At 59.7% G+C, this 25,976-nt stretch carries 21 protein-coding genes and 7 pseudogenes; 16 read left to right on the forward strand and 12 right to left on the reverse strand.

Annotated features, from left to right (window positions below; genetic code table 11):
- Positions 1-62: 62 nt before the first annotated feature.
- A pseudogene (locus J6497_RS30045) lies at positions 63-329 on the forward strand (IS5/IS1182 family transposase); the annotation flags it as partial.
- 79 nt (positions 330-408) lie between these two features.
- On the opposite strand, the gene ahpD reads toward J6497_RS30045, so the two are convergent.
- The 8 genes and pseudogenes from ahpD to modA (J6497_RS30085) all read right to left on the reverse strand — a co-directional run bounded on the left by ahpD (position 409) and on the right by modA (J6497_RS30085) (position 6,136).
- Complete coding sequence (gene ahpD / locus J6497_RS30050) at positions 409-957, reverse strand: alkylhydroperoxidase, AhpD family (protein ID WP_225707859.1); 549 nt, start codon at positions 955-957, stop codon at positions 409-411.
- Positions 958-960: 3 nt separating this feature from the next.
- A complete protein-coding gene (locus tag J6497_RS30055) occupies positions 961-1,515 on the reverse strand; it encodes a peroxiredoxin (protein WP_225707860.1) in 555 nt (184 codons plus the stop codon).
- 509 nt (positions 1,516-2,024) lie between these two features.
- The gene (locus J6497_RS30060; protein WP_225707861.1) at positions 2,025-2,600 is read right to left on the reverse strand and encodes a DUF2478 domain-containing protein; all 576 of its coding nucleotides are present in this window, start codon (positions 2,598-2,600) and stop codon (positions 2,025-2,027) included.
- Between the two features lie 400 nt (positions 2,601-3,000).
- Positions 3,001-3,105, reverse strand: a pseudogene (locus tag J6497_RS30065) (molybdate ABC transporter permease subunit); the annotation flags it as partial.
- A gap of 20 nt (positions 3,106-3,125) precedes the next feature.
- A pseudogene (gene modA / locus J6497_RS30070) lies at positions 3,126-3,584 on the reverse strand (molybdate ABC transporter substrate-binding protein); the annotation flags it as partial.
- A gap of 265 nt (positions 3,585-3,849) precedes the next feature.
- On the reverse strand, positions 3,850-5,016 hold the full coding sequence (gene modC / locus J6497_RS30075; protein ID WP_225707862.1) for a molybdenum ABC transporter ATP-binding protein: 1,167 nt from the start codon (positions 5,014-5,016) through the stop codon (positions 3,850-3,852).
- Positions 5,017-5,030: 14 nt separating this feature from the next.
- Entirely contained in the window at positions 5,031-5,717 is a 687-nt protein-coding gene (gene modB / locus J6497_RS30080; protein WP_225707863.1) for a molybdate ABC transporter permease subunit, read from the reverse strand.
- Positions 5,718-5,728: 11 nt separating this feature from the next.
- Positions 5,729-6,136: a molybdate ABC transporter substrate-binding protein gene (gene modA / locus J6497_RS30085; RefSeq protein WP_249793801.1), complete on the reverse strand. Its 408-nt coding sequence runs from the start codon at positions 6,134-6,136 to the stop codon at positions 5,729-5,731.
- Positions 6,137-7,270: 1,134 nt separating this feature from the next.
- Between modA (J6497_RS30085) and J6497_RS30090 the strand changes: the two genes are divergently transcribed.
- From J6497_RS30090 to J6497_RS41345, 8 genes and pseudogenes are all read left to right on the forward strand, one after another.
- A complete protein-coding gene (locus J6497_RS30090; protein WP_225707880.1) occupies positions 7,271-7,498 on the forward strand; it encodes an acyl carrier protein in 228 nt (75 codons plus the stop codon).
- Positions 7,499-7,702 (forward strand): annotated as a pseudogene (locus tag J6497_RS30095) (beta-ketoacyl synthase N-terminal-like domain-containing protein); the annotation flags it as partial.
- Positions 7,703-8,055: 353 nt separating this feature from the next.
- Entirely contained in the window at positions 8,056-9,378 is a 1,323-nt protein-coding gene (gene dctA, locus J6497_RS30100; RefSeq protein ID WP_225707865.1) for a C4-dicarboxylate transporter DctA, read from the forward strand.
- A gap of 1,658 nt (positions 9,379-11,036) precedes the next feature.
- On the forward strand, positions 11,037-12,221 hold the full coding sequence (locus tag J6497_RS30105; protein WP_225707866.1) for a TlpA disulfide reductase family protein: 1,185 nt from the start codon (positions 11,037-11,039) through the stop codon (positions 12,219-12,221).
- Between the two features lie 185 nt (positions 12,222-12,406).
- Positions 12,407-12,626 (forward strand): annotated as a pseudogene (locus J6497_RS30110) (transposase domain-containing protein); the annotation flags it as partial.
- Positions 12,627-12,813: 187 nt separating this feature from the next.
- Positions 12,814-14,613, forward strand: a complete 1,800-nt coding sequence (locus J6497_RS30115) for an ABC transporter ATP-binding protein (protein WP_225707867.1) — start codon at positions 12,814-12,816, stop codon at positions 14,611-14,613.
- Positions 14,614-15,014: 401 nt separating this feature from the next.
- Positions 15,015-15,320: a transposase gene (locus J6497_RS41340; protein ID WP_283845324.1), complete on the forward strand. Its 306-nt coding sequence runs from the start codon at positions 15,015-15,017 to the stop codon at positions 15,318-15,320.
- 1 nt (position 15,321) lies between these two features.
- Positions 15,322-15,378 carry a hypothetical protein gene (locus J6497_RS41345; protein WP_283845331.1) on the forward strand — a complete coding sequence of 19 codons (57 nt, stop codon included), beginning with the start codon at positions 15,322-15,324 and terminating at the stop codon, positions 15,376-15,378.
- A 596-nt stretch (positions 15,379-15,974) separates the two neighbouring features.
- Here the strand turns inward: J6497_RS41345 and J6497_RS30125 are convergent.
- Complete coding sequence (locus tag J6497_RS30125) at positions 15,975-18,098, reverse strand: prolyl oligopeptidase family serine peptidase (protein WP_225707868.1); 2,124 nt, start codon at positions 18,096-18,098, stop codon at positions 15,975-15,977.
- A gap of 355 nt (positions 18,099-18,453) precedes the next feature.
- Between J6497_RS30125 and J6497_RS30130 the strand changes: the two genes are divergently transcribed.
- Positions 18,454-19,215, forward strand: a complete 762-nt coding sequence (locus tag J6497_RS30130) for a UPF0149 family protein (protein WP_225707869.1) — start codon at positions 18,454-18,456, stop codon at positions 19,213-19,215.
- Positions 19,216-19,244: 29 nt separating this feature from the next.
- On the opposite strand, the gene J6497_RS30135 is transcribed toward J6497_RS30130, so the two are convergent.
- Positions 19,245-19,520 (reverse strand): transposase, encoded by a 276-nt coding sequence (locus tag J6497_RS30135; protein ID WP_225707870.1) that lies wholly within the window; start codon positions 19,518-19,520, stop codon positions 19,245-19,247.
- A gap of 475 nt (positions 19,521-19,995) precedes the next feature.
- Between J6497_RS30135 and J6497_RS30140 the strand changes: the two genes are divergently transcribed.
- Together J6497_RS30140 and J6497_RS30145 are read left to right on the forward strand one after the other, a co-directional pair.
- Positions 19,996-20,769 carry a phosphoribosylaminoimidazolesuccinocarboxamide synthase gene (locus J6497_RS30140; RefSeq protein WP_225707871.1) on the forward strand — a complete coding sequence of 258 codons (774 nt, stop codon included), beginning with the start codon at positions 19,996-19,998 and terminating at the stop codon, positions 20,767-20,769.
- Positions 20,766-21,491, forward strand: coding sequence for an HAD family hydrolase (locus J6497_RS30145; protein ID WP_225707872.1), 726 nt, complete (start codon positions 20,766-20,768; stop codon positions 21,489-21,491). The genes J6497_RS30140 and J6497_RS30145 overlap by 4 nt, the downstream gene beginning before the upstream one ends.
- A gap of 176 nt (positions 21,492-21,667) precedes the next feature.
- Here the strand turns inward: J6497_RS30145 and J6497_RS30150 are convergent.
- Positions 21,668-22,489: pseudogene (locus J6497_RS30150) on the reverse strand (IS630 family transposase); the annotation flags it as partial.
- Between the two features lie 16 nt (positions 22,490-22,505).
- Here J6497_RS30150 and J6497_RS30155 point away from each other — a divergent pair.
- On the forward strand, positions 22,506-22,655 hold the full coding sequence (locus J6497_RS30155; RefSeq protein WP_225707873.1) for a hypothetical protein: 150 nt from the start codon (positions 22,506-22,508) through the stop codon (positions 22,653-22,655).
- A 14-nt stretch (positions 22,656-22,669) separates the two neighbouring features.
- On the forward strand, positions 22,670-22,948 hold the full coding sequence (locus J6497_RS30160) for a type II toxin-antitoxin system ParD family antitoxin (RefSeq protein WP_225707874.1): 279 nt from the start codon (positions 22,670-22,672) through the stop codon (positions 22,946-22,948).
- 87 nt (positions 22,949-23,035) lie between these two features.
- Here J6497_RS30160 and J6497_RS30165 read toward each other — a convergent pair whose 3' ends face one another.
- A complete protein-coding gene (locus J6497_RS30165) occupies positions 23,036-24,205 on the reverse strand; it encodes a metallopeptidase domain-containing protein (RefSeq protein WP_225707875.1) in 1,170 nt (389 codons plus the stop codon).
- 910 nt (positions 24,206-25,115) lie between these two features.
- Between J6497_RS30165 and J6497_RS30170 the strand changes: the two are divergent.
- Positions 25,116-25,472: pseudogene (locus tag J6497_RS30170) on the forward strand (class I SAM-dependent methyltransferase); the annotation flags it as partial.
- Positions 25,473-25,549: 77 nt separating this feature from the next.
- On the forward strand, positions 25,550-25,976 hold a 427-nt coding region (locus J6497_RS30175; RefSeq protein WP_225707876.1), incomplete at its 3' end, for a transposase.

The raw sequence follows: 25,976 nt of genomic DNA on the forward strand, positions 1-25,976 counted from the left end.
GAGAGCACGCCGCCCATTGATGGCGCACCTCCATATGCGAGATTGCCCCGGGGCGGATCGCCTACCGCGGATACCCGATCGAGGAATTGATATGTCTTATCACATCAGGTCAGAAGCGGTGGGTGACGCCTGAGATCAAACGCGAGCGGCGCCGCCGCTCGGCCATCGAGCCGGTCATCGGACATCTCAAGTCCGAACATCGGATGGGCCGGAACTATCTCTGGCACCGCCAGGGCGACGCCATCAATGCCATCCTCGCTGCCGGCGGCTGCAACTTCCGTCAAATCCTCGTCCAGCTCATCCTCCAACTTCAGTTCGTCCCGCGCTGAAATCCGGGTTCTTCACGGACGACCCAGCGGAATTTGATTGCAGAAGCACCCCTCCCCGACAAGAGCGCGAAGGGGTGGATCACTCCACCGCCTCGGTCACGCCGTACCCGGCCGCCCCGATCGCAACCGCAACCGACTGTACGATCGCGGCAAAGCGCACGGCGGTCTGGATCGTAGCCGAGCTGACGCCGGCTTCCCGCAGCGCCTTTTCATGGGCGTCCATGCAGGCACCGCATCCGTTGATGGCGCTTACCGCCAGCGACCACAGCTCGAAATCGGCCCTGTCCGCGCCGGGATCGCCGATCACATTCATGCGCAGCCGCGCTGGCATCGTCTTGTATTCCGGGTTCGAGGCGAGGTGAACAAAGCGGTAGTAGACGTTGTTCATCGCCATCACGGAGGCTGCGGACTTCGCCGCCGCGACCGCGGCCGGCGTCATCACGACGGCCGCCGCAGATTCCATCGCGGCGATCACCACGGGATTGCGCGCCGCAATCGCAGCTGCTAGCAACAGCCCGTATTTGCTCTGCGGTGATAGCGTCTCATCCGACATCGCCGACGCCAAGTTGAGTCTGACGTCCTTGGCGAAATCGGGGATCTGGTCCTTCAACTGCTCAATCGCCATCATGCCTCAAGCAACTTTCAGGGTTTCGCCGCCGATCTCGCGGTTGCAGGCGCAGAGCTCGTCGGTCTGCAGGGCATCCAGCACGCGCAGCGTGTCCTTCGGGCTGCGGCCGACATTGAGATTAGTCGCGTAGACGTGCTGGATCGTATTGTCGGGGTCAACGATGAATGTGTAGCGATGGGCGACGCCGTCGAGCGAACGCACGTCGAGGCCATCGACCAGGCCGCCCTCCGTGTCGGAAAACTGCCAGATCGGCAGATGGTGCAGGTCGGTGTGCGAGCGCCGCCAAGCGAGCTTGCAGAACTCGTTGTCGGTCGAGCCGCCCAGCACGACCGCATCGCGATCGGCAAAATCTTTCGACAGCCGGGCAAACTCGGCGATCTCGGTTGGGCAGACGAAGGTGAAATCCTTAGGGTAGAAGAAGATGATTTTCCATTTCCCAGGGAAGCTGTTTTCCGTCAGCATCTCGAACGCGCTCTGCCCGTTCTCCTCGTGCAGGTGAAAACCGGGCTTCACGCCTGTGATTTTGAACGACGGCAACTTACTTCCAATTCCAAGCATATTGTCCTCACAAGATTGCTTCGCGCGGAAACCGATGATTCCGGCCTCACGCGAAGCAAGCGATATGCCAGGTGATCTCGCGGTTCAACTGTAAATGCAACAATCGGATGCTTGGCGTGGAGGCATCTGAAAACCACGGTGTCGATCGAATGGTCCTGTCGTCGTTACGTCAATAACTGAGCATGATGCCCTGCTCGTGCGACCGGTTGCGCGCCTTTGAACGATTAGCCCCAAGTCAACTGTTCTTGTATGTTATGATGGTATGATGCCGGAGAATCTTGGGCGCTCGATAAATCTTGGGCGCTCGATAGATGAAAACCAGCGCGCGGCAATGTTCCTGCCAAGCCACTGATCGCCTTCACGACGCGCGCGCGAACCGCTCATGCGAGGTGAAGCGGGAACCGGGACTGACGGTGTCTTGATCGATGCCAATGAGGCGGCGGACGTTCCCGGGCTCAACATTGTCGATGCGCTCCCGCCCGTGATTAAGCTGTCGGATGTGTTCATCGCTAAATAGCCGCTGCCGGGATTGAATGCGCGCGGATGCGCCACAGGCGCCGGGCGATGTCACGCCACCATCCCTCCACGACCTGGCGCTCGCACAACAGCGTTATGCCGACATCCCCGGTGAAAGTCCGCCAGTCGGCGAGGCATTTTTCGGGGACGGCCGTGAGGAGCGGCACGCCAGCGATGATCGCATCAGCAAATTCGTCGCGCAGGCCCCGGCCGGACGCCTCCTGCTTGGAGAATTTGTTGATCACGAGGAGATCGACGTGCCGCTTGACCGCGCGGGACACGACGACTGCGGCGTCGGCAAGCCCATTAGCATCGAGCTTGCAGGACATGGCGCCGCTGCCGAGTGGCTGGCAGATTGAGATCTGGTGCCCCGTCGCAACGTCGAGCGCGAGCATGGTTTTCGTGCCGTTTGCATCATTGAAGTTTCGCTGGACGATCCCCCCGACGCGCACGCCTTGCCGCGTGAGATCCTGGGCTAAGTCGGCGAGCAGCGTATCCGCGTCGTGTTCCGGCTGGTAGAGGATTGCCGCGACGCGCTTGGGATCGATCTCGGCGAAGTTGGTGATCATCGGCTTGCTCCTGTTTGTTTCACGCCGCGGCGCTTGCCTATCCAGCATTTACTGCTGGCGTAGATGCGATGCCCTGCTGTGGCGGTTCAGAGGTCGTGAACCAGTGAGACGCCTTGAGCTGGGCGAATACGTCCATTCCGTAGTTGAGCTTTAGCGCATAACGAGCGGCCCGTCATACGCCCCGTGCTGGAGATCGCCGCCACACCTTTGGCCGATACACTGAACTACGCATCGATCACAAGGCTAGCGCGTCGCACCGCTTAAGGCGATTTTCGATCCAGCCCAGTGTGGCTGTCCTCACGTGCTCTCCTTGCTGCATTTTTCGATCAACGCTGCGGCGAGGACTACCGCAAGGCCGAACATCACCATGCCGGCGGCAAGCCAGCTTGGTAACGGAGACGTTCCGGAGCGGCTGCACCACGAAAGACAGCGCGTACAAAACCGATCCGACCACGAGCCCAGCAAAGGTGAAGGCGAGCGTGCGTCCGCCCCAGAGAAAGGCGACAATCCCGCGACCAGCGTCGGCTGCGTCGACTCACAGACGCCGAGCGCTTTCATAGCGTGCACCGCGGCTGCGCCACAACGTGCCGCGGCCGGATTGTAGATCGACAGTTTTGCGAAAGTCTCCGCGTCGTTCACGAACGTCGGAGTCGAACTCCACAGCACGAGGTTACCGATCGCAAGGGTGAAGCGGCTTTCCGGAACCGCGAGACCATTCTCGACCAGTTTGCTCGGACGGGGGTCGTCGGCCGAGAGAAACACGTTAAATGGTGCCCCGTGCGTGCTCTGGCTGTAAAGCTGTCCGCTCGCGCCAAAGCTCAACACAGCCTCGTGTCCGGCCTTTTGCTTAAACGACGCTGCAATCTCCCGGGCCGGCACGGTGAAGTTCGCGGCGACCGCCACATCGATGTTCTCCGCTTCTGCATTTCCGACCATAAGCAGCGTCAGAATTGAATCGATCAAGATCAATCGGGCAAGCCTCATCGGGAATTCCTGGGATAGGGTCGCTACCGCTTTGGCCGAGGCGGCTCTTTGCTGCTCATCCCAGCAATCAGCGTGCCGTTCGGGAATATGGTGCGCGCCTTGCTTGACGAGAGTGAAACGCGCATAGGTGCCAGCGTGCCCTGTCGAATGGCTGCGTCGCCTTGTCGGGCTTCCGATATCGGCGTCTTCAACTGGACATGCGTGGTACGACAAGAGTGGAGGCTTAAGGTGATGCCGCTCGCCTCTCGTGCCGAACTTGCTCGTTTCACGCCGCGGCGCTTGCCTCTCCAGGATCCGCTGTTGGCGTGGAAGACGCTATAGTTTGCAGTGGCGGTTCAGAGGCCGAGAGCAGCGAGACGTGCTTGAGCTCGGCGAACACGTCCATTCCATTCTTGAGCCCTAGCGAATCAAAGGAGAAACGCGTGATGCGTGCCAAAATCTCCGTGCCCGAGCCGCCGGCGCCGAGCGCAAGAACCAGTGTGATCTCAGCCGCGCCGAGCGGCAAACAGGCTCTGATGCGCGCCGGAAAGACATTGAGGATGGAGCCTACGCGCGGCGCTTCGCGCGCGACGCTGACGTCGCTGGCCGCGATGCGCAGCCGTTGGTGCACGCCGGGGGCAAGCGGCGGCGCCGGCACCAACAGGCGCGCACCTTTGAGGCGGAGAATGAGCAGCCCATAGCGTCCATCATAGCCGCTTACAACGGCATCAAGGCTGACGGCGGCTTCACGGCTCGCCGCAAGCGGCAGCGTGGGATCGCTCTGCAAGACATGCAATGGCCCAGCCGCAGTTGCCATGCCGCGCTCCATCATGACGAGATAATCGGTAAGGCGTTCGATCTCCGCCATGTCATGGCCGATGTAGATCATCGGCAGCGCTAGCTTCTCGGGCAAGCGCTCGACGAACGGCAGAATCTCACGTTTGGCGCAGCGGTCGAGCGCGCCAAGCGGCTCGTCCATCACAAGCAGTCTGGGCTGAGACAGAAGCGCGCGACCCATGGCGACGCGCTGCCTCTCGCCGCCGGAGAGATGCGAGGGAGAGCGGTCGAGCAGCGGCGCTATCTCGAGCAGTTCGACCACCTCATCAAACGCGATCGGCGTCGGTTTGGGTTTGGGCACGCCGTACAGCAAGTTGCGCCTGACCGACAAATGGGGAAAAAGACTCGCGTCCTGGAACACATAGCCGATGGGACGCAGATGCGGTGGGCGGAAGGTAGTGTTATCCTGCCACACCTCGCCATCGATGGCGCAGAAACCGCTCGGCAAACGCGCGAGTCCGGCGATGCAGCGCGCCACCGTGGTCTTGCCGCAGCCTGAGGGGCCGAAAATCGCCGTCACACCTTTGGCCGGTACGCTGAACTGCATATCGAGCGGAAAGCTACCGATACTGCCGCTGAAGGCAATTTCAATCCGGCCTGCTGTGGCTGTCCTCACGTGCCTCACGTGCCTCACGTGCTTCTCCTTCTGCTGTATTTGTCGATCAAGGTTAAGGTGAGGATTACCGCAAAGGCGAACATCACCATGGCGCCGGCAAGCCAGCTTGCTTCGCGCCAGCGCGACGCTTGGACATAGTCGAAAAGAAAGGCTGACAGCACCTTGGTGCGCCCAGGAATGTTGCCGCCGATCATCAGCACGACGCCGAACGTGCCGATCGTGTGCGCAAAGCCAAGCACGGCGGCTGTTAGAAAACCTGGTCGCGCCAGAGGCAGGGCGACCGTGAAGAAGGCATATAACGGTGAGGCGCGCAGAGTGGCCGCGACCTCCAGCGGGCGGTCACCCATGGCAGCGAAGGCGTTGCGGATGGGCTGCACCACGAAAGGCAGCGCGGACAAAACCGATCCGACCACGATCCCGGCAAAGGTGAAGGCGAGCGTCCGCCCGCCCCAGAGAGAGGCGAGAAGGCTGCCCGGGCCCTTCGGGCCAAGCAGGCCCAGCAGACAGAACCCGAGTACTGGTGCCGGCAGCACCAGCGGCAGCGCGATGATCGTGGCCACCGTCTCAGTCCAAAGGCTCTTCGAGCGTGCTAGCCACCACGCCAGCGGCGTACCAACGATCAGCAGGATCACCGTCGTCACGCTCGCCAGTTCGATCGTGAGCCCGAGCGACTGCCAGATCTCTGGCGAAAAGCTATCCATGCGCGTCAACTCTAGCCTTGCACGTTGCCATACCGCGCGATAATCGCGTGGACTTTCGGCCCTTTGAGAAAATCGACGAAGGCGCGCGTCGGTTGATTGTCGGCGCCGGTCTCCAACAGAACGGCGTCTTGCCGGATCGGGCCACAAAACTCCGGCGCCATCAGCCAGCGCGAACCGGTTTCGCTGTTTGTGAGCTCCGTCGGAGCGACAAAGCCGAGCTCGGCATTGCTAATCTCGAATTGATATTCGTGTGTGATGCTCGCCGCATCGACCAGCTTCGGCTGAATCGCCTCACGGAGGCCGAGCGCTTCCATTACCTGCACCGCCGTTGCGCCATAAGGTGCGTCGGCCGGATTGCAGGTCGATGATTTTGCGACAGAGGGCATCTGAAGAGCCTCCGCGCGATTCGCCAACTTCATATCCGAAACCCACAGCACGAGCGCGCCGCTCTTAATGTGAAGCGGTCTTCCGAAAACGGGAGACCGTCTCGATCTGTTTGCTCGGGCGAGACTGGTCGGCCGACAGACTGATCTGAAAATGCGCGGGTTCGGTGATCTAGCTGTAAGACTGTCCGTTTGCGCCAAAGCTCAACACGGCCTCGAGCCGGGTCGTCTGATTGAACGGCGCTGCAATCTCTTTGGCCGGCAGGGGGAAAGTTCGTGGCAACCGTCGCACTGATGTTCACCACTTCTGCGTTTCCGAGCAGAAGCAGGAACAGAGTCACATTGATCAGGATCAATCGGGCAAGCCTCATTGGGAAGTCCTCGAATAGGCGCGGCTTGCGACCACTTTGGCCGCGGCGGCTCCTTGCGCCTGATCCCAGCAATCGGCGTGCCGCTCGCCGGATATGATGCGCGCCTTGCGCCACGGCAGCGAAACACGTTTTAGGTGCCAGCGTGGACTGTTGAATTGCCGCGGAATGGCTGCAGCGCCTTGTCAGCTTTCCGACTTCGGCGTCTTCAAGGAAACATCTCCACCTCTCGAGCAAAAATGCTGGAGATGCTCTGTGCAACGTTGGCTGCGGCGCGCCTTGATATCCGCCGTTTGATCTTTGAACGCCTCGACGTCCGAGTGATCTCCGGATAATCCGGCCCAACGTTACGGCGTTCTTGGCGACCGCCGCCGGGCCTGGGCGTGTCGAAATACCAGCATTGTTTGTTTTCACGTCTGCCGCTACGAAGCGTCGGTTCGATGAGAACTTTGAGGCAAACGTCTCGTCCAGGCGCTGCTGGAGCTCGGCGTAGATCGTCTGGTAAGGAACATCGAGGGCTGTCGTTTGCAGCTATGCGAATAACCGAGGCCGGATAACGTCGAGGGCAGGTTATATCAAGGCCCTTGAAGAGCATGTCTCCACATGTCCATAGCGTGGATGCTTGCCATCCAAAAAATCAATTTTACCAATGTTACGGAATGTTGCATTGACAACAGCACCTGACGCGCACCGATCACGTCACTGCTTCTATCGCGCGACGCGGCTCGGCTGAGGAATGGCGCCGCGTTCGCGTCGAAGCGCCTGATGGAAGCAACAGGATGGCAGATCAAACTCGAAGGAAATCATCGCCGAGATCAAGGAATACGCCGTAGGCGGCCGCGAGATAACGACCGCCACGGAACTGACCTTGCGTGGCATCCAATCGCTGGAGTTGACAGACATTATCTGCGGCCTGGAGCAATCCTACGGTATCGAGATCGAGATGAATACGGATGACGCCTGGTCGAATCTCAAGAATCTCGACGACACGGTGGAAGCTGTCCGCAGCTTGCTCGCTAAGAAGGCCTGAATGGAGAGGCGCGTCGTCATTACCGGAATGGGCGGGCTGTACGGGCTGGGCGCCGCCGCCTCCACCTGGGAAGAGGTGCGCGAAGGTCGCTCCGCCATCGGCCCGATCATCAATTCCGAGCTTTATGAGCTTAAGGTCCGGATCGGCGCCGAGCTCAAAGCGCTGCCGGAGCATGACATCGACCGCAAGCAGCTCGTCGATCTCGACGTCACGCCCATGTGCCGCGCGGAGCGCAAGGTGCGCGTGACGCCGAGCAACGCCTCTGCCTTCGGCGGCACGAACGCGGTTCTGGCATTCAGGCAGATGTAGTCAGGAGACAGTCGGTCCACCGTCTGGCCGGTTGAACGGCCGTGGGTTCGGCGCCTGGTCCGCGCCTTGCTTGACGAGAGAAAAAATAAGCGTAACTGCCTGCTGCCTTTGGAATGACGCTGCCGGCTGTCGGATTTCCGACATCGTCGTCTTCAATCGGACACGACTGGCATGACAGGCTCGTCTGATGCCGTCGCCTCTCAACGCGCGGCGGCTGGGTATTCGAGTTCGTATTGGGAAGGAACGTCATGACCACCATCGCAACTGCGGCGCCCGCGCGGGCGCCGCAAACTTGGTACAAAATCCTCTATGTTCAGGTGCTGATCGCGATCCTGATTGGCGTCGTAGTCGGTTGGCTGTGGCCGTCGCTCGCGACCAACGACTGGGTCAAGGCGCTCGGTGACGGCTTCATCAAGCTGATCAAGATGGTGATCGCGCCGATCATCTTCTGCACCGTGGTCTCGGGCATCGCGCACATCCAGGATGCGAAAAAGGTCGGCCGGGTCGGCCTCAAGGCGCTGGTCTATTTCGAGATCGTCTCCACCTTCGCCTTGGTACTCGGCCTGCTGATGGGCAATCTTTTCCAGATCGGCCACGGCCTTGCGGCCAAGCCCGATGCCGCAGCCGTCGCCAACTACGTGAAGCAGGCGGAAGCCTCGAAAACCGTCGATTTCATCCTCAATATCATTCCCGACAGCGTGGTCGGCGCGCTGGCGCGCGGCGACATCCTGCAGGTGCTCTTGTTTGCGATCCTGTTTGGCTTCTCGCTGATGGCGCTGGGTGAGCGCGGCGAGAAGTTGCGCGACATGATCGACGACGCGGCGCACGCTGTGTTCGGTGTCATCGCCATTGTCATGAAGGCAGCGCCGATCGGCGCATTCGGCGCCATGGCCTTCACGATCGGTAAGTTCGGACCGTCGGCGCTCGGCAATCTGATCGGTCTCATCGCGCTGTTCTATGCCACGGCCGCGCTGTTCGTGGCGGTCGTGCTCGGTCTGATCGCGCGCTTCGTTGGCTTTTCGATCTTCAAGTTCCTCGCCTATATAAAGGACGAGCTTTTGCTCGTGCTCGGCACCTCGTCCTCGGAAAGCGCGCTGCCGCAGTTGATGGTGAAGCTCGAGCGGCTGGGCTGCTCCAAACCCGTGGTCGGCCTCGTGGTGCCGACGGGGTACTCCTTCAACCTCGACGGCACCAACATCTACATGACCTTGGCAACGCTGTTTATCGCGCAGGGGCTCGGGGTCGATCTCGGCTTCGGCCAGCAGCTGACCATTCTCGTCGTGGCGATGCTGACCTCGAAAGGCGCAAGCGGTATCACTGGGGCCGGCTTCATCACGCTCGCGGCGACGCTGTCAGTGGTTAATCCGGCGCTGGTGCCGGGCATGGCAATCGTGTTCTCGATCGACAAATTCATGAGCGAGGTGCGCGCCCTTACCAATATCACCGGCAACGGTATTGCCGCGGTGTTCGTGTCCTGGTGGGAAGGCGAACTCGACCAGGCCACTCTGCATGCGCGGCTCAACCAGGAAATCGATTCCACCGACGGCGAGACCGCGAACACGACGGGGTAGGCGGCTGCATTTCCATCCGGCATGCCGGGGCGCGTCGAACTCGGGTGTACCCGAATTCGCAAGTGTTCGTAGTCCAAGTCGGCAGCAGCGGACTTGGATTACAAACCCGCAAACCTCTCGCCTCGACCTCCAGATTGCCGGTTCGCCCGCTTTTCGCGGGCGCCCCGGAATAACGTCTGAAAAGGCTGCCCCGTAAGACGAGGGGAAGAAACGCCCGGTTTGCCGGGCGGTTTTTCATGAGTTGCCGAGTATGAACAACAGCTTGAAAGTGGAAGCCTCTATCCAGCCGCATGACGGCGAAGCGTTAGCGAAGCGCAACGAAGCCGTCGCAACGGGTCTGAAGAGGCCGTCGAGCAAAGCCGCGGACGGATGGACTAGAAGGCTAGGGGAAGGCACCCCGGGTCACGCGGCTGGACGGCAAAATTGATAACAGAGTACCAGTTTGTGGTGCAGGAACTGATTGGCGCGATGACGAGTACTAGCTGTCTTATGGCGCACACGACTCGATCATCGCCAATCAGGCGGCATTTGGGTGTCGAGTTCTTCAAATCGCTGCTTGGGCCTGGTTAATGTGGCCGCGCGTTAACGTCGTGCCGGTTCCGCGCGCCATGTAATATGAGCGTCCCCTGCCTCGAACTTCGATCACGGACGGAGCCCTTCAATGGACCTCAACCAGGGCATAACCTCGTCGGGCTCGGTGATGACGCAAGTATAGCGGCACCGCGGCGCATCGCGCCCAGGGTTGTCTCGCGATGGCACCGCCGCGCTCGTCGATTCCGGCCCATTGCGCGAGCCGCCCTCGCGGGTCGATCCATATCACCGTCGGCACGGGCTGGAGCGAGGGAAGGGACGAGCAGTACAGTATGTAGTTACCGCAGCAGTCGATCGACCAGATCCGCTCGCTGCATGCGCTGGTTGCGAAGAACGGCGCCAGCATCCGGTCTTCAGCGCCGATATGGACGTGCTGGGCGCTTCTGACGTTCGCATATCGTTTAACGGCCTGTCCACGACCGGAAACCGGGCCGCGGCAACAAGCCGGATCAACCGCACGTTCGGCCAACCGTGGCCGAATGAGACTATTGAAAACGGAAATAGACCGCATCCGGTTTTCAGCAAGTCGACCACTTTATCAAAGGCCTATTCGGGTCTCCAGCTTATGGGTCTCGGTCCCCTCATTCAGCACGAGCTGCAGTGCCCCACGAATGATTTCATCGTCATCGACGCATGAACACGCGTCGCGGTCCACGGCCTTGGCTGTGTCGAGTCCGATCTACATCGTCGCTCGCCTTTAATCGTGCCGGAGAGGGATTAACATTTTCCGTGCGGTGGCTCACAAATCAAACCGGCTCGTCTGGCGGCGCAAAGCGGACAATTCGTGTCCAATTTCTGACAGCAGCACAAAGCCCGTCAGGTTCAAAACACTGGTCGCCTGGGGCGCCTTGGGTTTTTCAAAGCGTAATCATGTGTTTAATGCGCGCAGACGGCGCTGGCATGGACGTTGCTATTGAGATGCAGAAACGCTGAGTAAGGGCGTACACAGACACGCAAGACGAGCGATGCTCTCCTTTCCCTTGAACCCGTGTGCCCCGTTCCTGAGAGAGAGAGACAAGCTAGCGCAAAAAGTCGCGCAACGTCTGGCAATAGGTTTGGAGAGCAACATGGTGCTGCGCATGGAGTCCCCAGCTCCACCGATCAAGCTGGAGACCTGGCTGTGTGGCCAGCCCCTCACGAGCTTCCAGCCGGGGAAAGTGTACATCGTCGAATTTTGGGCAACTTGGTGCGAACCGTGTGAAGCGGCGATACCCCGTCTGGTGCAGCTGCAAGACAAATACAAAGACAGCGGACTTGAGGTCCTCGGAGTCGCAGCTCATGAACGAGCTCGAACGGCGGACGAGGCCCGAACCAAGTTGGACGCATGGTTGACCGAAAAGTTCTCGAATCTCAACTATCGGATCGGGTTCGACTACACAGGCGAAATGAACAAGCTTTGGATGGATCCCAGCTTTTCTGTCGGGATTCCTACCTCGTTCGTCGTCGACCGTGACGGCCACATCGCCTTTATCGGTCTTCCGACGCAACTCGATGACGTTTTGCCGAAAATCCTTAACGGCAGCTGGCGCAGCAGTGATGAAGCTAAAGCCGCTGATACAGAGCGGATCGCCGAAGGCGAGCGCACAACGCGAGAAATGACGCACAAGCGAGCGTTGACTGAGCCGATCTTCGCCAAACTTACGCCGGCGATGAAGGCGGGGGATTGGGCGAAGGCGCTTTCGGCGGTCGAAGAGGCCGTCGTTGTGATGCCGGACGACATCAGCTTCCGCGTGCTCCATGCGGATCTGTTGCTTCACAAAATGCACGACTTGCAGACCGGCTTGCCGGTCATGCGCAAATTGGTTCGCGACGCGATCGACAAAAAGTCCGAGGTGTGGATGGCCGGGGCAATGCGCCAACTCTTCGATCCGGCGAATGACAACTCCCACTTCCCGCCTGCCGAGCGCCTTGCGATGGGCAAGGAGTTGTCCGAACACATCCTGGCACTGAATCCTCCGCAAGGCGGCGATGGCCCCAAGTTCGTGTCCTATGGGGCAGTTGCTCAATATTACTACGAGAGCGGCAACAAGGATCGCGCGATCGACTTGGTCGAGCTGGCACTGAATTCGCTGGACGGTCCGGAACCTATTCCGGACGAACTGAGACAGCACGTTATGTCGCTATTGGTCCAAGCGCTGGCCAACTACAAGGGTGAGAAGGCTCGCTACGGGGCTCTTTGTGCGACTCCGCAAGACAGATTTACGAAAGTGTCAAAGGGCGGCCGCCGGAGGAGAAAACATGAAAAAGGGTGATAGTCGGACTTGCTCGCTGGCCAATTCGTCCACTTCTCCGGCGGGCCAGTGGGAAGTAGAGGCCATCGAGCGCAGCGGTGGATCGTTTGCGGCAGATCGGAGGTTCGGATTGTGATGATCTCCGGCCGGATCGAGGCGGACGTGAACTTTTAACTCAAGTCGCCGCGATCCCACGACGCAACCACTCTGACGGTCGACACGAAAATGCTGAACGACTGCTCCGTCATCAAAATGCACCCTTTGCGCACAGCCATGGCGGCGGCCGGACCTAGGCGGCCATCGGCACGCTTCTGCAGACGGGCGAAGATGAATGACGTCGATCGGCATGCCTGGCTCACACAAACTCTCGAACGGATCGCGCAGGCCTGGCCGATGTCTCAGATCGATGCTCTCATGCTGTGGAACCTTCAAAGCTTGAACCGCTTCAGCCAAACGCTTACGCAAAGCAGGGGTGCATTGCGTCGCAGACTTCGATCGCAGCTCCGGATTCCGGGCACTATTGCGCCGCCTCGGACGGCAGCGCCAAGCATTGGGCACATCGCGTCTGGATCGAAAGGGTCTTACGCCGCGCACGGTACAAACCGCTAGCGCCATGACCGTTCAAGATGACAATCGACCCACCGCGATCCGTGTGGTGATCCCGTTTATGTTCCAGCACTGGCTGAAGCAGCCCGTCCGCGCCACAATCGTGCTTGTCGGTTTCCTCGGCGCAACGGTGGCCGACCTGTTCATGCCGGTTTACTCCGGCCATCTGGTCGACGCGCTGACATCGGGTCCGTCCGACCAGGCGGCGCGACAGGCGGCGATGGTTGCGTTCGGCGGCATAGTCGCGCTTGGGCTGCTCTCGATCATCCTGCGGCTTACCGGGTTGCAGGCGATCGTGCTGTTCACGCTGAAGACCATGTCGGATGTGGCGCGCGAGGCCTTTATGCGGGTGCAGCGGTTCTCGACCGACTGGCACGCCAACTCCTTTGCCGGCTCGACCGTGCGCAAGATCACGCGCGGCATGTGGGCGCTCGATCTGCTCAACCACACGATCCTGATGGCATTGCTGCCGTCGCTGGCGGTGCTCGTGGGCTCGACGATCCTGCTCGGTCTGCATTGGCCCGTGCTCGGCGGCGTGATCGGCGTCGGCGCGGTGATCTATGTCGCGATTACGATGGCATTCACGATCGGCTACATCGGGGCGGCGGCGCGCGTCTCCAATGCCTGGGACACCAAGGTCGGCGGCACGCTGGCGGACGCACTCACCTGCAACGCGGTGGTGAAATCCTTCGGCGCCGAGGCGCGCGAAGACGAACGGCTTAATGGTGTCGTCAGCGGCTGGCGGGCGCGGGTGCGGCGCACCTGGCTGCGCTACAACGCCAGCAGCACGATGCAACTCGTGATGCTCTTGTGCTTTCGCGCTTCGGTGATTGGCGGTGCGATCCTGCTGTGGATGGCGGGGCGCGCCTCGCCGGGGGACGTCACCTATGTGCTGACAAGCTACTACGTCATCCACGCCTATTTGCGCGACGTCGGCTTGCACATCAACAATCTGCAGCGGTCGGTGAACGACATGGAGGAGCTTGTCACCATCCATGGCGAGCCGATTGGCATTGTCGATGCGCCCAACGCCAAGCCGATCGACATTCAGGGAAGGATCACGTTCGAGGAAGTGACTTTCGTTTATCGCGGGCACCGCGCGCCGCTCTACGACGGATTGTCGATCGACATCCGCGCTGGCGAGCGGATCGGTCTCGTAGGCCGCTCCGGTTCGGGCAAGACCACGTTCGTCAAGCTGGTGCAGCGGCTCTACGACGTCTCCGGCGGCCGGATCCTGATCGACGGCCACGATATCGCGAAAGCGACACAGCAGTCGCTGCGCGGCCAGATCGCGATCGTGCAGCAGGAGCCGATCCTGTTTCACCGCTCGCTGGCGGAGAACATCGCCTACGGCCGGCCCGGCGCCAGCAAGGCGGCGATCGAGCAGGCGGCGCGGCTCGCCAACGCGCACGACTTCATCCTGCGGCTGCCGAAGGGCTACGGCACGTTAGCGGGTGAGCGCGGCGTCAAGCTGTCGGGCGGCGAGCGGCAGCGCGTCGCGCTGGCGCGCGCATTCCTGGCGGACGCGCCGATCCTGATCCTGGACGAGGCGACCTCGAGCCTGGATTCAGAATCGGAGGCGCTGATCCAGCAGGCGATGGAACGGTTGATGAAGGGCCGCACCTCGATCGTGATCGCGCACCGCCTGTCGACGGTGCGCAGCCTCGATCGCATCCTGGTGTTCGATCGCGGCGAGATCGTCGAGCAAGGCACCCACGCCGCGCTGACCGCGCGGCCGGGCGGCATCTATCGCGGGCTGTTCGAGCGGCAGGCCATCGAGTTCGGTCAGATCTCGGCGGCAGGCTAGACTAAAGCATGGCTGGCCGCATCTCCGCAGCCTTAGCGTTATTTACTACCTTGGCTGCAGCTGATTGGCACCGTGCCGGTCAGTCTTCCGGCATCGCATCGATATTCACCGCGAAGGTGTAGGACTGTCTCAGGGAGAGTGTCTCTAAAGCGGGGATAGGGCGAATGTTGGAAGGACAAGCACCCCTGCGGAAACAGAGCGTGGGGAGTGGTCCAGCAGTTGTTTCGGCCCGAAATTGATCGTCACGAGAAAAGAAGCCGTCTACAAGTCATATGCGCCGGCAACAGGTGAATTCTTGGATTTTCAAGATGTCAGTGTCAGGGCGTGACCAGAACGGATCGTTCGAGGCCGAGATTGTCAACTCGGAAAAAAGCCAATGCGTTTCGGTCGCCGAACCATAAATGGAATCTATCTCCCATTTGTCGGAGGAAGTCGACGCCGTGCTTGCTGAAGCGCCGGATTTACAAGATATTTTCGCTCCGCTGCTCCTTGCCCAGTCCTCAACTGAGCAAATTGAGAAGTGTGATCGACAACTTCTGGCAGCGGCAAAGGGCGACCAAACTGTTCGGCGAATGATGACCGTTCCCGGCATCGGTCCCCTGCCCGCCCTGTCCTTCGTCGTTACCATCGACGACCCCACTCGCTTCAGACATTCCGCCGACGTGGTGCCTACTCGGCCTAACACCAAGACGTTATCAACCCGGTGAGATGGATCGCACTGGCCGCATTTCCAAGCGCGGCAACCACCAAATGCGAACTTCTTGATTCGAGGCAGCGAACGTCCTGCTGACCGTTGTCAGGCGAGGTTCTGCGCTCAAGCGCTGGGGCAGCAAGCTGGCCAAACGCATCGGCGCCAAAAAGGCCAAGGCCGTCGCTCGCAAAATGGCTGTCATCCTCCATGCCATCTGGACCGATGGCACCGAGTTTCAGGCAGAGATGCGCACTGCATGAACGAGTCTTAAACCTACCCGGATCCGCCTCCGGCGGAACAGGCGTCCCTGCCGGGACGAAGGTGTGGGCAATCTCGAAGTCGTCCCTGCGGGCTTTACGCACCGCGCTCTTCACATCGAGATGCCACACCTCTTGAACGCCATCATACGGCGCTCCTGTATAGAGACGACCGCGGAAAGAACCATGAACCCGGCAGTGGATCGTTTTTGCCGTGGTTGACACCGTGCCCGCCATTAAAGAACGGACGACTCAAGTAAGCCCGTGATGATGACCGACAGCGCTGCGTTGCCGCTCCAATCCGGGCGACACCACGATCTGCGGAGAATATGTAAACACGAGCTTGCTGACGCCGCTGCGATGACGTCGACGCCAAGGTCGATCATGTGAAGTGAGATTGTGTTTTCTCGGCATCACTCATGGACAAGCCGCCGGGATGCATAGGTATATTCGAGGGCCACCCGGCGTGCATTTTCGATGAGATTGGCGGCGGCACTATGTCCCCCGTCGATGTTCTCATAGTAGAAATAGGGCTGGCCCAGCGCAGCGAGCCTCGCGGCTGCCTTGCGGCCGTGCGCCGGATGCACGCGGTCGTCCGTGGTGGCGGTGAGGATGAAGGGGACTGGGTAGGTCTTGCCCGGTACCAACTTCTGATAGGGCGAGTAGGCCTCGATCCACTCGCGCTGCTCGGGAATGGCGGGATCGCCATACTCGCCGGTCCAGGAGGCGCCCGCGCCCAGCTTGGTGAACCGAAGCATGTCGAACAGCGGTACCTGCACGATCGCTGCGTTGAAAAGATCGGGCCGCTGGGTGATTGCGGTCCCCACCAGCAGGCCTCCTTGGCTGCCGCCGACCACGCCTAGCCGGCGCGGAGAGGTGACCTCCCGACGGATCAGGTCCTCGGCAACTGCGATGAAATCATCCCATGTCCGCTGCTTCGTTGCCGCCTGGCCAGCCTCGTGCCATCGCGGCCCGAACTCGCCGCCCCCGCGCAGGTTCGCGACGACATATGCATTGCCCTGTTCGAGCCAGAGCCGCCCCATAAGACCCGCATAGGAGGGCAGGAGCGGCATCTGGAACCCGCCATAGCCATAGAGCAGGGTTGGAGTCGATCCGTCAAACCTCGCGCTCTTGGGCCGCACCAGAAAGTAGGGAATGCGGGTGCCGTCTCGCGAAGTTGCCTCGAACTGCTCCACGACATGTCTAGACGCATTGAACCTAGGAGGTGTCGTCTTCAGTGTCTCGAGGCGTTCGGTTGCGGCGTCGAAGTACCAGAGCGACGTCGGCATGAGAAAGCTGGAGACGGTGAACATAACCTCGTCCGTTTCATTCGATGCGGCAGGCAGACCGATACTCGCATTCTCCGGGAGCGGGATCGACGTGGCCCGCCAGGCGCCCTGATCGTACTTGTAGACGAACGCCTTGCCCTGAACATTGTCGAGGATCGTCAGGATCAACAAGTTTCTGGTGGCGCTGAACCCGCTGAGCGCCTGCCGAGGCCCGGGCGTGAAGACGAGCGACGGTCTGGCACGCAGCGGATCCTGCTTCCATTCGGCCAGGTCATACGAGATCATCGAGCCGGCTGCGAACCGGGTGCCGCCGGACGGCGTCCACTCCTCGTTGAGCGTCACGAGCAGGCGGCCACTGGCGATGCCGGCCATGGTCGCCTTCTTTGGCAGGTTGAGCTTGATCGGCTCCTTGGGCCCGAAGAGCACATACTCATACTCGAACGTGCTGATGGTACGCATGGCGCCGGTCGCATGGACCTTGCCTTCATTGTCCCGCAGCACGAATGGCACCGTCCCGTCATCGGTCGGTTCGCCGCGAAAGACCTCGCGCGCTTGAACCTGCGGCTGACCGCGCTTGAGCTCCTTCACGACGAAAGGGTAGCCGGCCTGCGTCATGGTCCCTTCGCCCCAATCGCGTGCAATCAGGATCGTGTCGCGGTCGATCCAGCTGACGTTCTGCTTTCCCTCCGGAAGATCGAAGCCGTTCGTGACGAAGGCTTTGGCGTCCGCGTCGAACTCGCGCACGAACACGGCGTCCTTGCCGCCCTCGGAAAGTTCGAGCAGGCACAGGCGCTCTTCGGGTGGCAGGCAGCTACCCCCTTTAAAGACCCAGTTCTTCTTCTCCGCGGCAGCCAGCGCGTCCAAGTCGAGGATAGTGTCCCATCGCGGGTCCTGGGCGCGATAGCTCTCAAACGTGGTACGTCGCCAGACGCCGCGCACGTAGTTCTCGTCCTGCCAGAAATTGTTGAGACCGCGCCGTCCAAAGGAAACGTACGGAATCCGGTCCTTGGCCTGGAGCATGGTGAGCGCCTCCTGGTAGAAGCGCTGATAGCGGGAATCCGATTGGAGCGCGCCGAGCGTCTTGTCGTTCTCGGCGCGAGCCCAAGCCAATGCGCGCGGCCCTTCGATCTCCTCGAGCCAAAGGAAAGGATCGTCCGCCTGCGTCGCAGCCGGCAGCTTCTGGGGCAGTGCTGCGGAGGTCAAACAGGTCATGGAGAGCGACGTGGCGAGGAGGAGCGACTTTTTCATGGGAGTTGTCCTGGACTGGGTCGGCGGGCCGGGCTCGCGCGTCTTGCGAGTTGGGCGGAAGCAGACTGAAGATGTGCATTCGGTCTCGAAGAGCGGACATGCGGGAAACCGTGCCCGCTGGTGCCCCGAACGAAGCAAGCAGCGTGCCGCTTGAAAATTGGAGGTTCTCCAGTCGCTTGCTACTTTGTGTCAGCGTTAACTTGTGGACGTTGGTCTCAAAGCTGACAATCGCGCCATTAGCAACGACGGTACGGTTGCGCAGCAGGAAGCCGCCTTTTGCGCTGGAGCATGAGAAGGCGACTCTTGTTGGTCTGGGCGGAATTTCGATATCACCTGTCGAGTCTCATGCGAGGCGTTGGAAGGCAATGGGCTTTGGCAAGGCGACATGGTACCAGGTTGCGCCGTCTTCATGAACTGCTGCCATGGAATTGGAGTGCCCATGTCCAGTCTGTCGCGCCGCCTCAAGCAGCTTGACGAGGAATTGCTCGCCCTCGGCGAGGAAACGATGCTGCTCGAAGAGCTTGATGGCTTCATCGCCGGTTTGCTGGCCTGCCCAAAGCTGATCACGGCCAGCGATTGGCTTCCAGTCGTGTGGCATGAGGACAGCACGGACCAGCAGCCGGTCTTCGAGAATCTCGACCATACCAACCGGGTTCTCGGTCTCGTCATGGAGCATTACAACAACGTCGCACGTACCCTTATGGAGCGCCCCGATCGGTACGGCCCATTGTTCTCTGTCGACTGCCGCAATGGCGACATCCTCTGGGAGCTCTGGATCGAGGGCTTCGAGAAGGCCGTCGCGTTACGCCCGGCAGCCTGGAAAACACTCCTCGACGCCGATGTCGACACGGCGGCGGCGATGAGCGGAATGCTGATGCTCGCTGACATGGCCCGAGGAGAAAAAGAGGTGAAGGACCGCGATGCGCTCCAAACGGCGGCACCCGACAAGATCGCCGATTGGGTCATCACACTCATTGAATGGCGACTTGCCAATCACCCGACAATGCAGGGCATCGATCCCAAGACCGCCGCATCCCCGAGGAAAAAGGTCGGCCGCAATGAGCCCTGTCCGTGCGGATCAGGAAAGAAATACAAGAAATGCTGCGGCCTCAATTAACCGCCGCTACCGCGGTCCCTTCCGGAGGGTTATGGTTCATTGGTAGACTCGACTGTCAGTTGTCCAATCTTGGCGTGCAGCTTCTCGATCTCGCGTTCGCGAGCGTCCTCGCTCTCCCGCCCGACACCCGCGTCAAAGGCCTGGGCCGCCTGTTCCAGCAGTTGCTTCTTCCAGGCATAGATCTGGTTCGGGTGAACCTCATAGCGCTGGGCCAGATCGTCCACCGTCGCCTGCTCCCGTACGGCTTCCAGTGCGATCTTTGCCTTCAGTGCCGCGTCGAGCTTGCGTCTCGTCTTCGTCGTCATCATGCGCTCCGTCTATCAAACGGAGCAGCCCCTTCCAACTAAGTACGTGGCCCCAAAATCGGGGTACATTACAGTCCAACTGATCTTGTCGGATATCATTCAGTGCCGATTGTCGGTTTTGAGACAGTTCGCGCAATGTGACGCGACGCACGATTCAAGGCTCTTGAAGATACTTGTATCGAGGGCTTGCAGAAGCGCCAGTTTCAGTTCGGCACGCTATTTGCGTCGTTGGAAGGACATCACTGAGCAATCGGTGATGTAGGGGCGGATCCAGCGCCTGACAATACCCTACGTTGGGCCACCCCGTTGTAATCGGAACGAGGTGGTATGCAACGGTACGTCTGGACGGTTGCGGCGCGGTCGCGTTCGCTCACGGCCTTCGGCGTGATGCCCTCGGGGTGTACGAACACGAAGCCCGTGCGTAACAGGACAGTGTACCTGTACGCAGAAACATAGTGAATAGATGGAGATCCTAATGCAGCCTATTGAACGGCCCGCGTTTGCATATCCGGACCACTGGCGCTCCATGTTCGAAGATTTGCCTTTGCTGATAGAGGGCGAATCGAAGGTGATCCGCGTTATCGATGATCAAAACGTCATCGTGCGTTTAAAGCCCACGTTGTTTTCGTACTCCGCAAATCGCGCTGCCACAGTTGAGGGCACCGACCGGTTACGTCTACGCATCAGCGAGCGGCTTTGGCGGATGCTAGAGACTGAGGGTGTGCCTTCCACGATCGTTCACGTTGGTGAAGACTATTACATCAGTCGGCGAGTTGCGGCTCCGCCTATCGAGGTCATCGTGAAGGCGGCCTATGTCGGGACACCAAAACATATATACCTGGGGTTGGAGACTTTCCCAACGCGTCGTGGCGGATATCTCCGACCCGATCAGCGACACGAACCCTATGTGCGCTTCGACTGGCGCAACCCACTACCACATCGGGACGAATGCATGCCGAATTGGCTCGCGGACCGCTTCATCGATACGGATGCTGCCAGGGATTTGGCTTTGCGAGCCTTCAAGGCGCTGGCGAGAGTCTTGGCATCGTGCGAAATTGAACTTCTCGATATTTGTTTTTTTATCACCGCCGAAGGCGATGCGATATTTGGCGAGGTTTCACCAGACTGCATGCGAGCCAAGCACATGTCAAATGATTTAGATAAGGACCTTTGGCGTAAGGGCAAAGATCCAGAGATTATTCTCCGCCAGTGGCGAGCGTTTCTAGATCGGCTGAAAGCGCTTCCATGAAGATGAGCAATCCTATCGCCATCATCTTTGACTGGGGTAACACCCTTTGCGACTATCCATTACGGACCGAGGCCGAACAGGTTGAGTTCTTGCATGATTTCCTCACCGATCCGGCCAGCTTTACAGATTTGGCCACTGTCACAGCGCCGAGATCCATCGCTAGCGCAACGTTGCAGGCGCTGAACAGCGAGCGCGAGGATTGTCGTGTGGTTTCTTTCGCCGACCGGTTTAGATGCGTACTGGCACCCGACATTGATGACGCGGATGCAACGCTACTCGAGCTGCGCCTCTGCAAAAGAATCTTTGCTAGTAGCCAGCTCATGCCAGAAGCGGAGAAAGTCATCACTACAGTTCGCCGAATGGGCTACCGGACGGCGATCTTGTCTAATACGCCTTGGGGAACGAGCCACAGGTTGTGGCGAGCCGAGGTAGCTCGGCACACAAATGTCAGCCGCAACTGCGATCTTGTCATGTTCTGCGGCGATTGCGGTTATCGCAAGCCCAGCCAAGCCGCTTTTGAAGCCTGTTTAAAACTTTTGCGTGAGGCGCCAGACAGGGTCATAATGGTAGGCGATAGCTTTCGCTCGGATGTTCTGGGCGCACGCAGCGCGGGATGCCGAGCAGTCTGGTTTTGCCGTGACGCCTCGCTGCCAAAAGAAGAATCGGTCGCTGTCATGACGACGCTCGACGACATCATTTCGCTCCTCGGCAAAGGCGCATAAGCAGTATCGGTAATTTCATTTCTGGAGGAAGCGTTGGTGACTCCGGATGCCTTTGCGCCACACTCAGATCTAGCACTACAGTTGGTGCGCCGGGAGACCGGCAAGGAGTAGGTGGTGGAAGTCCACTGCGATGAGGGAGTAGGTGCAGCGAGGCTAGCTGCCATTCTAGTACCCGGCTGAGTGATACGGCGGCCGTTGAATCGGCGTTGACGGACCTTTTTCTTGGTCCAGACGAAGGGCTCGGCTTTGTCGTTGTACGCGTTGACGTAGGCATCGATGTGGTCCTGAAGCTGCTTGAAGCTTGCGAAGGAGGTGCCGCTGAGCGACTGCCCCTGCAAGATCGAAAACCATACCTCGACCTGATTGAGCCAGGACGCATTTGTCGGCGTGAAATGGAATTACACGTTGGGGTGGGCCCTGAGCCAATCCTCATTCCTCTTGTGGGTGTTGAGATTGTCGAGGTCGACGTGAAGCTTCCGGCCCGGAAAGGCCGCGGTGACGCTGTTCATGAAGTCGAGAAACTCGACACGGCGACGGCGTTTTGAATGCGTGGCGATGATCTTTCCGGTGGCGACTTCGAGCGCCGCAAACAATGTTGTGGTGCCATGCCGCTTGTGATCGTGGCTCTGGCCGGTCAAGGCGCGGCCATTGGGCAACTTCAGATAGCCCTGCGCTCGCGCCAGAGCCTGGATCGAGGGCTTCTCATCCACGCATAGCACAATAGCCGTCGCCGGCGGGGCGACGTAAAGGCCAACGACATCGGCGGCTTTGGCCGTAAAGTTCGCGTCGTTGCTCTCGCACCAGGACTTGCGAGCCGCGAGGTCAATCTTGTGGCTGGGCAGGAACCGGCAGACATATTGGACGTCAACATCGCCTAGTGCCTCGGCCAGCAGAGGGCCGGTCCAGCGCGCAAACGCTTGCGGGGGCGGCCTATCCAGCAGTTTCAGAATCCGCTTGTCGGTCGTCTTCGTATAGATCGGCTGCCTGCCGAGCCGCGGCTAGCCTAGTGAGATCGTGGCGCGGCTCACTGAGCACCGGTCGGTGCGCGAGGCGGTGGTGGTGGCGCAAGCTGATAGTGCGGGCGAGAAGCGTCTTGTCGCCTATGTCGTTACGACTGCCGAGCACGCCGGCGAACCATCCGCGATGAGATGCCCCTGGCTATAAGCATAGGAGGACCCGTGGCCACCAGCTACACCGTCGGCAAGCACTACGAGAACTTGATCAAAGATCTCATCGATAGCGGCCAGTACGCCACCGCCAGCGAAGTCATGCGGGAAGGGCTGCGGCTTGTCGAGGAACGTGAGCAGCTTCGCGCGGCAAAACTCGAAGCGTTGCGGGGCGCCCGTTCAGGAAGGTCAAGACAGCGTCCTGCCGAGCCGTTTGAGGGCGGTGAACTGATCGAACGGGTCAAGGCCCGCGGACGCGAATGGCTGAAAGCCGGTAAGCATGGCGGGTAATCTCGCCAGACGTCCCCTGGTGGAAATCAACCTGGCGGATATCTGGTTATTCATCGCATCCGATAACGTCGCGGCGGCAAAGTCCGGTTAGCGCACCTTCAGGCCGACAACGTAGCCGTCCTCGCGTTTTGCTTTGATCGAAAGACTGAACGGCAACGTCGGGTCATCGAGGATTGATCCTGAGGAAAACGGCGCTTCGAACAATTCCCCGTAGTTGAAGCTCGTCGTCGTTTTGGCCGGCACGATTCTCACCGGGCTCTGGCCAGTCGGGACGACGGCATCAACGCTATAGACAAGAACACCGTCGCCGGTGGTTGTGCCATCGTGGCCTCGAATCGGCTGTGCAAGTTCGAGCGCGTACACTTTCGATGGATGCAACGCACCGTCGGCTGGTACCACAATCATCGAGGTTCCTGTGCTGCCTGGCAACGGTGTGAGGACAGTCTCACACTCACCGTGCGCCAGATAAGCCTTGCGCTCGTCTGCAAGCCAGTGAAGTTTGTGGCGATGCCAGCCGATCAGCGAAGTGCCCCGAAAGATATCGCCCATGATGTCCCAGGCGCCGGTCGTAAATCGCAATGGCTCGAAGTTATAGAGATCAGGTAACCCGAGGGTGTGACACACCTCATGACACAGGTTCATGTGGTTGTTGGTATAGCTGTCCTTGCCAAATGTCACGCCCCAACGAACCGGCCCCATTGGATTCATGGGCGCATTGGCCGGCGTGGCGATAAATGTTGGTGAAATAGCAATCGCGTCGGTCTTCGCGCCAACGACAAGCAACAGCGGGTGGGTGCGGACATCGAGTTCTGGGAAAAGTGCCGCGGCGTCTGACATATAGTCCTTCTGCTGCTGGAAGGTGAAACGTTTGTTGGCGCCGGTGTAGCTAGTGGAGGGCTTAGGCATGCGTCGCCAGCCAGAAATTCTGGCAATCTCGAAAGTGAGGCGCCCGTACGACTGGTCCCCAAACCATTTTTCGGCTTTGCCGTATCCGGTGAGATGATCGGCTATCCCTTCCGTGCCGCTGATATCGCCGGGTGCGTCAGCGAAGTCCACAAACACCATCATCGCTCTCAGCGATCCAATAGCTGGGAGGCTTCGAGGGTCCGTCTGACCTTCGCTCAAATAGATATTCCGCTTTTGGTCAAGAACCGGGACTCCGTCCGGCGCGGCGGCTCGCTCCGGGCGTCCGGTTATCACCGGAAGCCACGCCGAAACTCCGAGAGCCAAAGCATTACGACGCGTGATCTCTGACATGCTTGTCTCGAAGTCTCCTCGAGTACGGGCCTGACATCGCCCGGACTTTATTTTGAACTCGTCGAAGGGCAGAGCGTCATCTTGAGCGCGCTCTGGGCCGCGCTGTCGCGAGATTTGTCCGATATCTCGCGCTGAAGCCGCTGCCAGCTGAGCGGTTGTGCGAGAAAACGAATATAGAAGTGAACGCAAGCTCACGCTCCTCCCAATCATGATAGGGGAGCTGTGCTCCAGCTTGCGATATTCTTCACCATTCGACCCGATAAATCGCTCGTAACGGAAAGCGCCGGAGCGGGCGGGGAATGACGGGGGGTCGGTACATTCAAAAATGGTGAGAAGCTCTCAGAGCCATCGTGGGAATTCGTCCAGGCGAGCGGAAGCAAGATGAGAGGTTAAGGCCGGAGGGCGATCATGAATACATTATTGGCAGGTCACGTGCGCGAGGGGGCATATGATGTTTGAGCGGTCTGGATGTGAGCGAGATCAAGCGCTTCCAGGATGATTGCCGCCGAAGTCGAGCGCGCCGGCTCGATCGCCAAGCGGCTCTTCCTATTCAAGTCCGCCGGGTTCCTCGACATACGGATAGACCTGGGCGGAAGGCGAAGCCTAGTGAACAACTACTGCCGCGAGCCGAGTCCACCCCAACATCTCGCAAGCGTACTTCTGCGCACGCTTGTCGCTGCGGATTGGCCATCGCACCACGTCTTCGTCCCGCCTGAATTGTCCAGCATCAGCATCAACGAGCAGGTCTCATGATGGGAGAATGACTGGCTCATCGATCAAGAAATTTGGGTTAGGCAGACCGCAAAAGGTACTGTGAGATTCATATATCGGCCAACATCTGCAATAAGAGAGTACTGGTCGAGGCAAGAGCCTTGGGCTTGCGTGCAAATTGAAATATGGAGACGTCGGGTTGCGAACTGATTTTTCGCGTATCAATCGGGATAAAGCTGTCTTCGATGACATTTATGCTTTGGATGATCCAAGGGCGTATTTCTCCGTCCTGGGAGGCTTGGATTATATGATCCCGGACGTGGCTGAGCCGGTCGTGCGTCAGATTCTGGCAGCGAAAGCTTCGGCAACCAGCGTTAAGCCGATCGTGCTTGATGTCGGCTGTTCATACGGAATCAACGCAGCGGTGCATCGGTTTCCACTGACCTTCGGCGGCTTGCGTCACCGCTATGCCCGACGCGAGATGAGGGCGATCAGCTCCGAGACACTGGTGCGTCTCGATCGCAGCTTCTATTCGGCTTGGCCTGAGGTTGGCCTAGTATTACTGAGTCAGAAAGTCGCGGGCCTATTTGAAGGTGAATCAGCTACCCGGAGGGACTCAGGGAGGAATTTTAAATGGGTAGCCGAAGCAAGGATGGAAGTGAAGCGCGATTTGCGGCTTATGTCGACGGGTTGGTGAGCGTCATCGGGCATGCGGATCGGGCGAAGCCGCTACGCGATTACTGTGTTGGCCTGATGCTGCCTGGTGAGCGCAAGAGCGTAGAGCCGATGGCGGCGATCACGTCGCCGGAGCGCACAGCAGCCCAGCATCAATCGCTGCTTCATTTTGTGGGCAGGGGCGGATGGTCGGACGAGAAGGTCATGGCCAAGGTTCGGGAGATGGTGCAGCCGAAGATTGAGCGGCACGGCGCGATTGAAGCTTGGATCATCGATGACACTGGCTTTCCCAAAAAAGGCCGGCATTCGGTCGGCGTGGCGCGTCAATATTGCGGTCAACTTGGCAAGCAAGACAATTGCCAGGTGGCAGTTTCGCTGTCGATTG

The sequence above is a fragment of the Bradyrhizobium cenepequi genome, from assembly GCF_020329485.1.
Lineage (GTDB): Bacteria > Pseudomonadota > Alphaproteobacteria > Rhizobiales > Xanthobacteraceae > Bradyrhizobium > Bradyrhizobium cenepequi.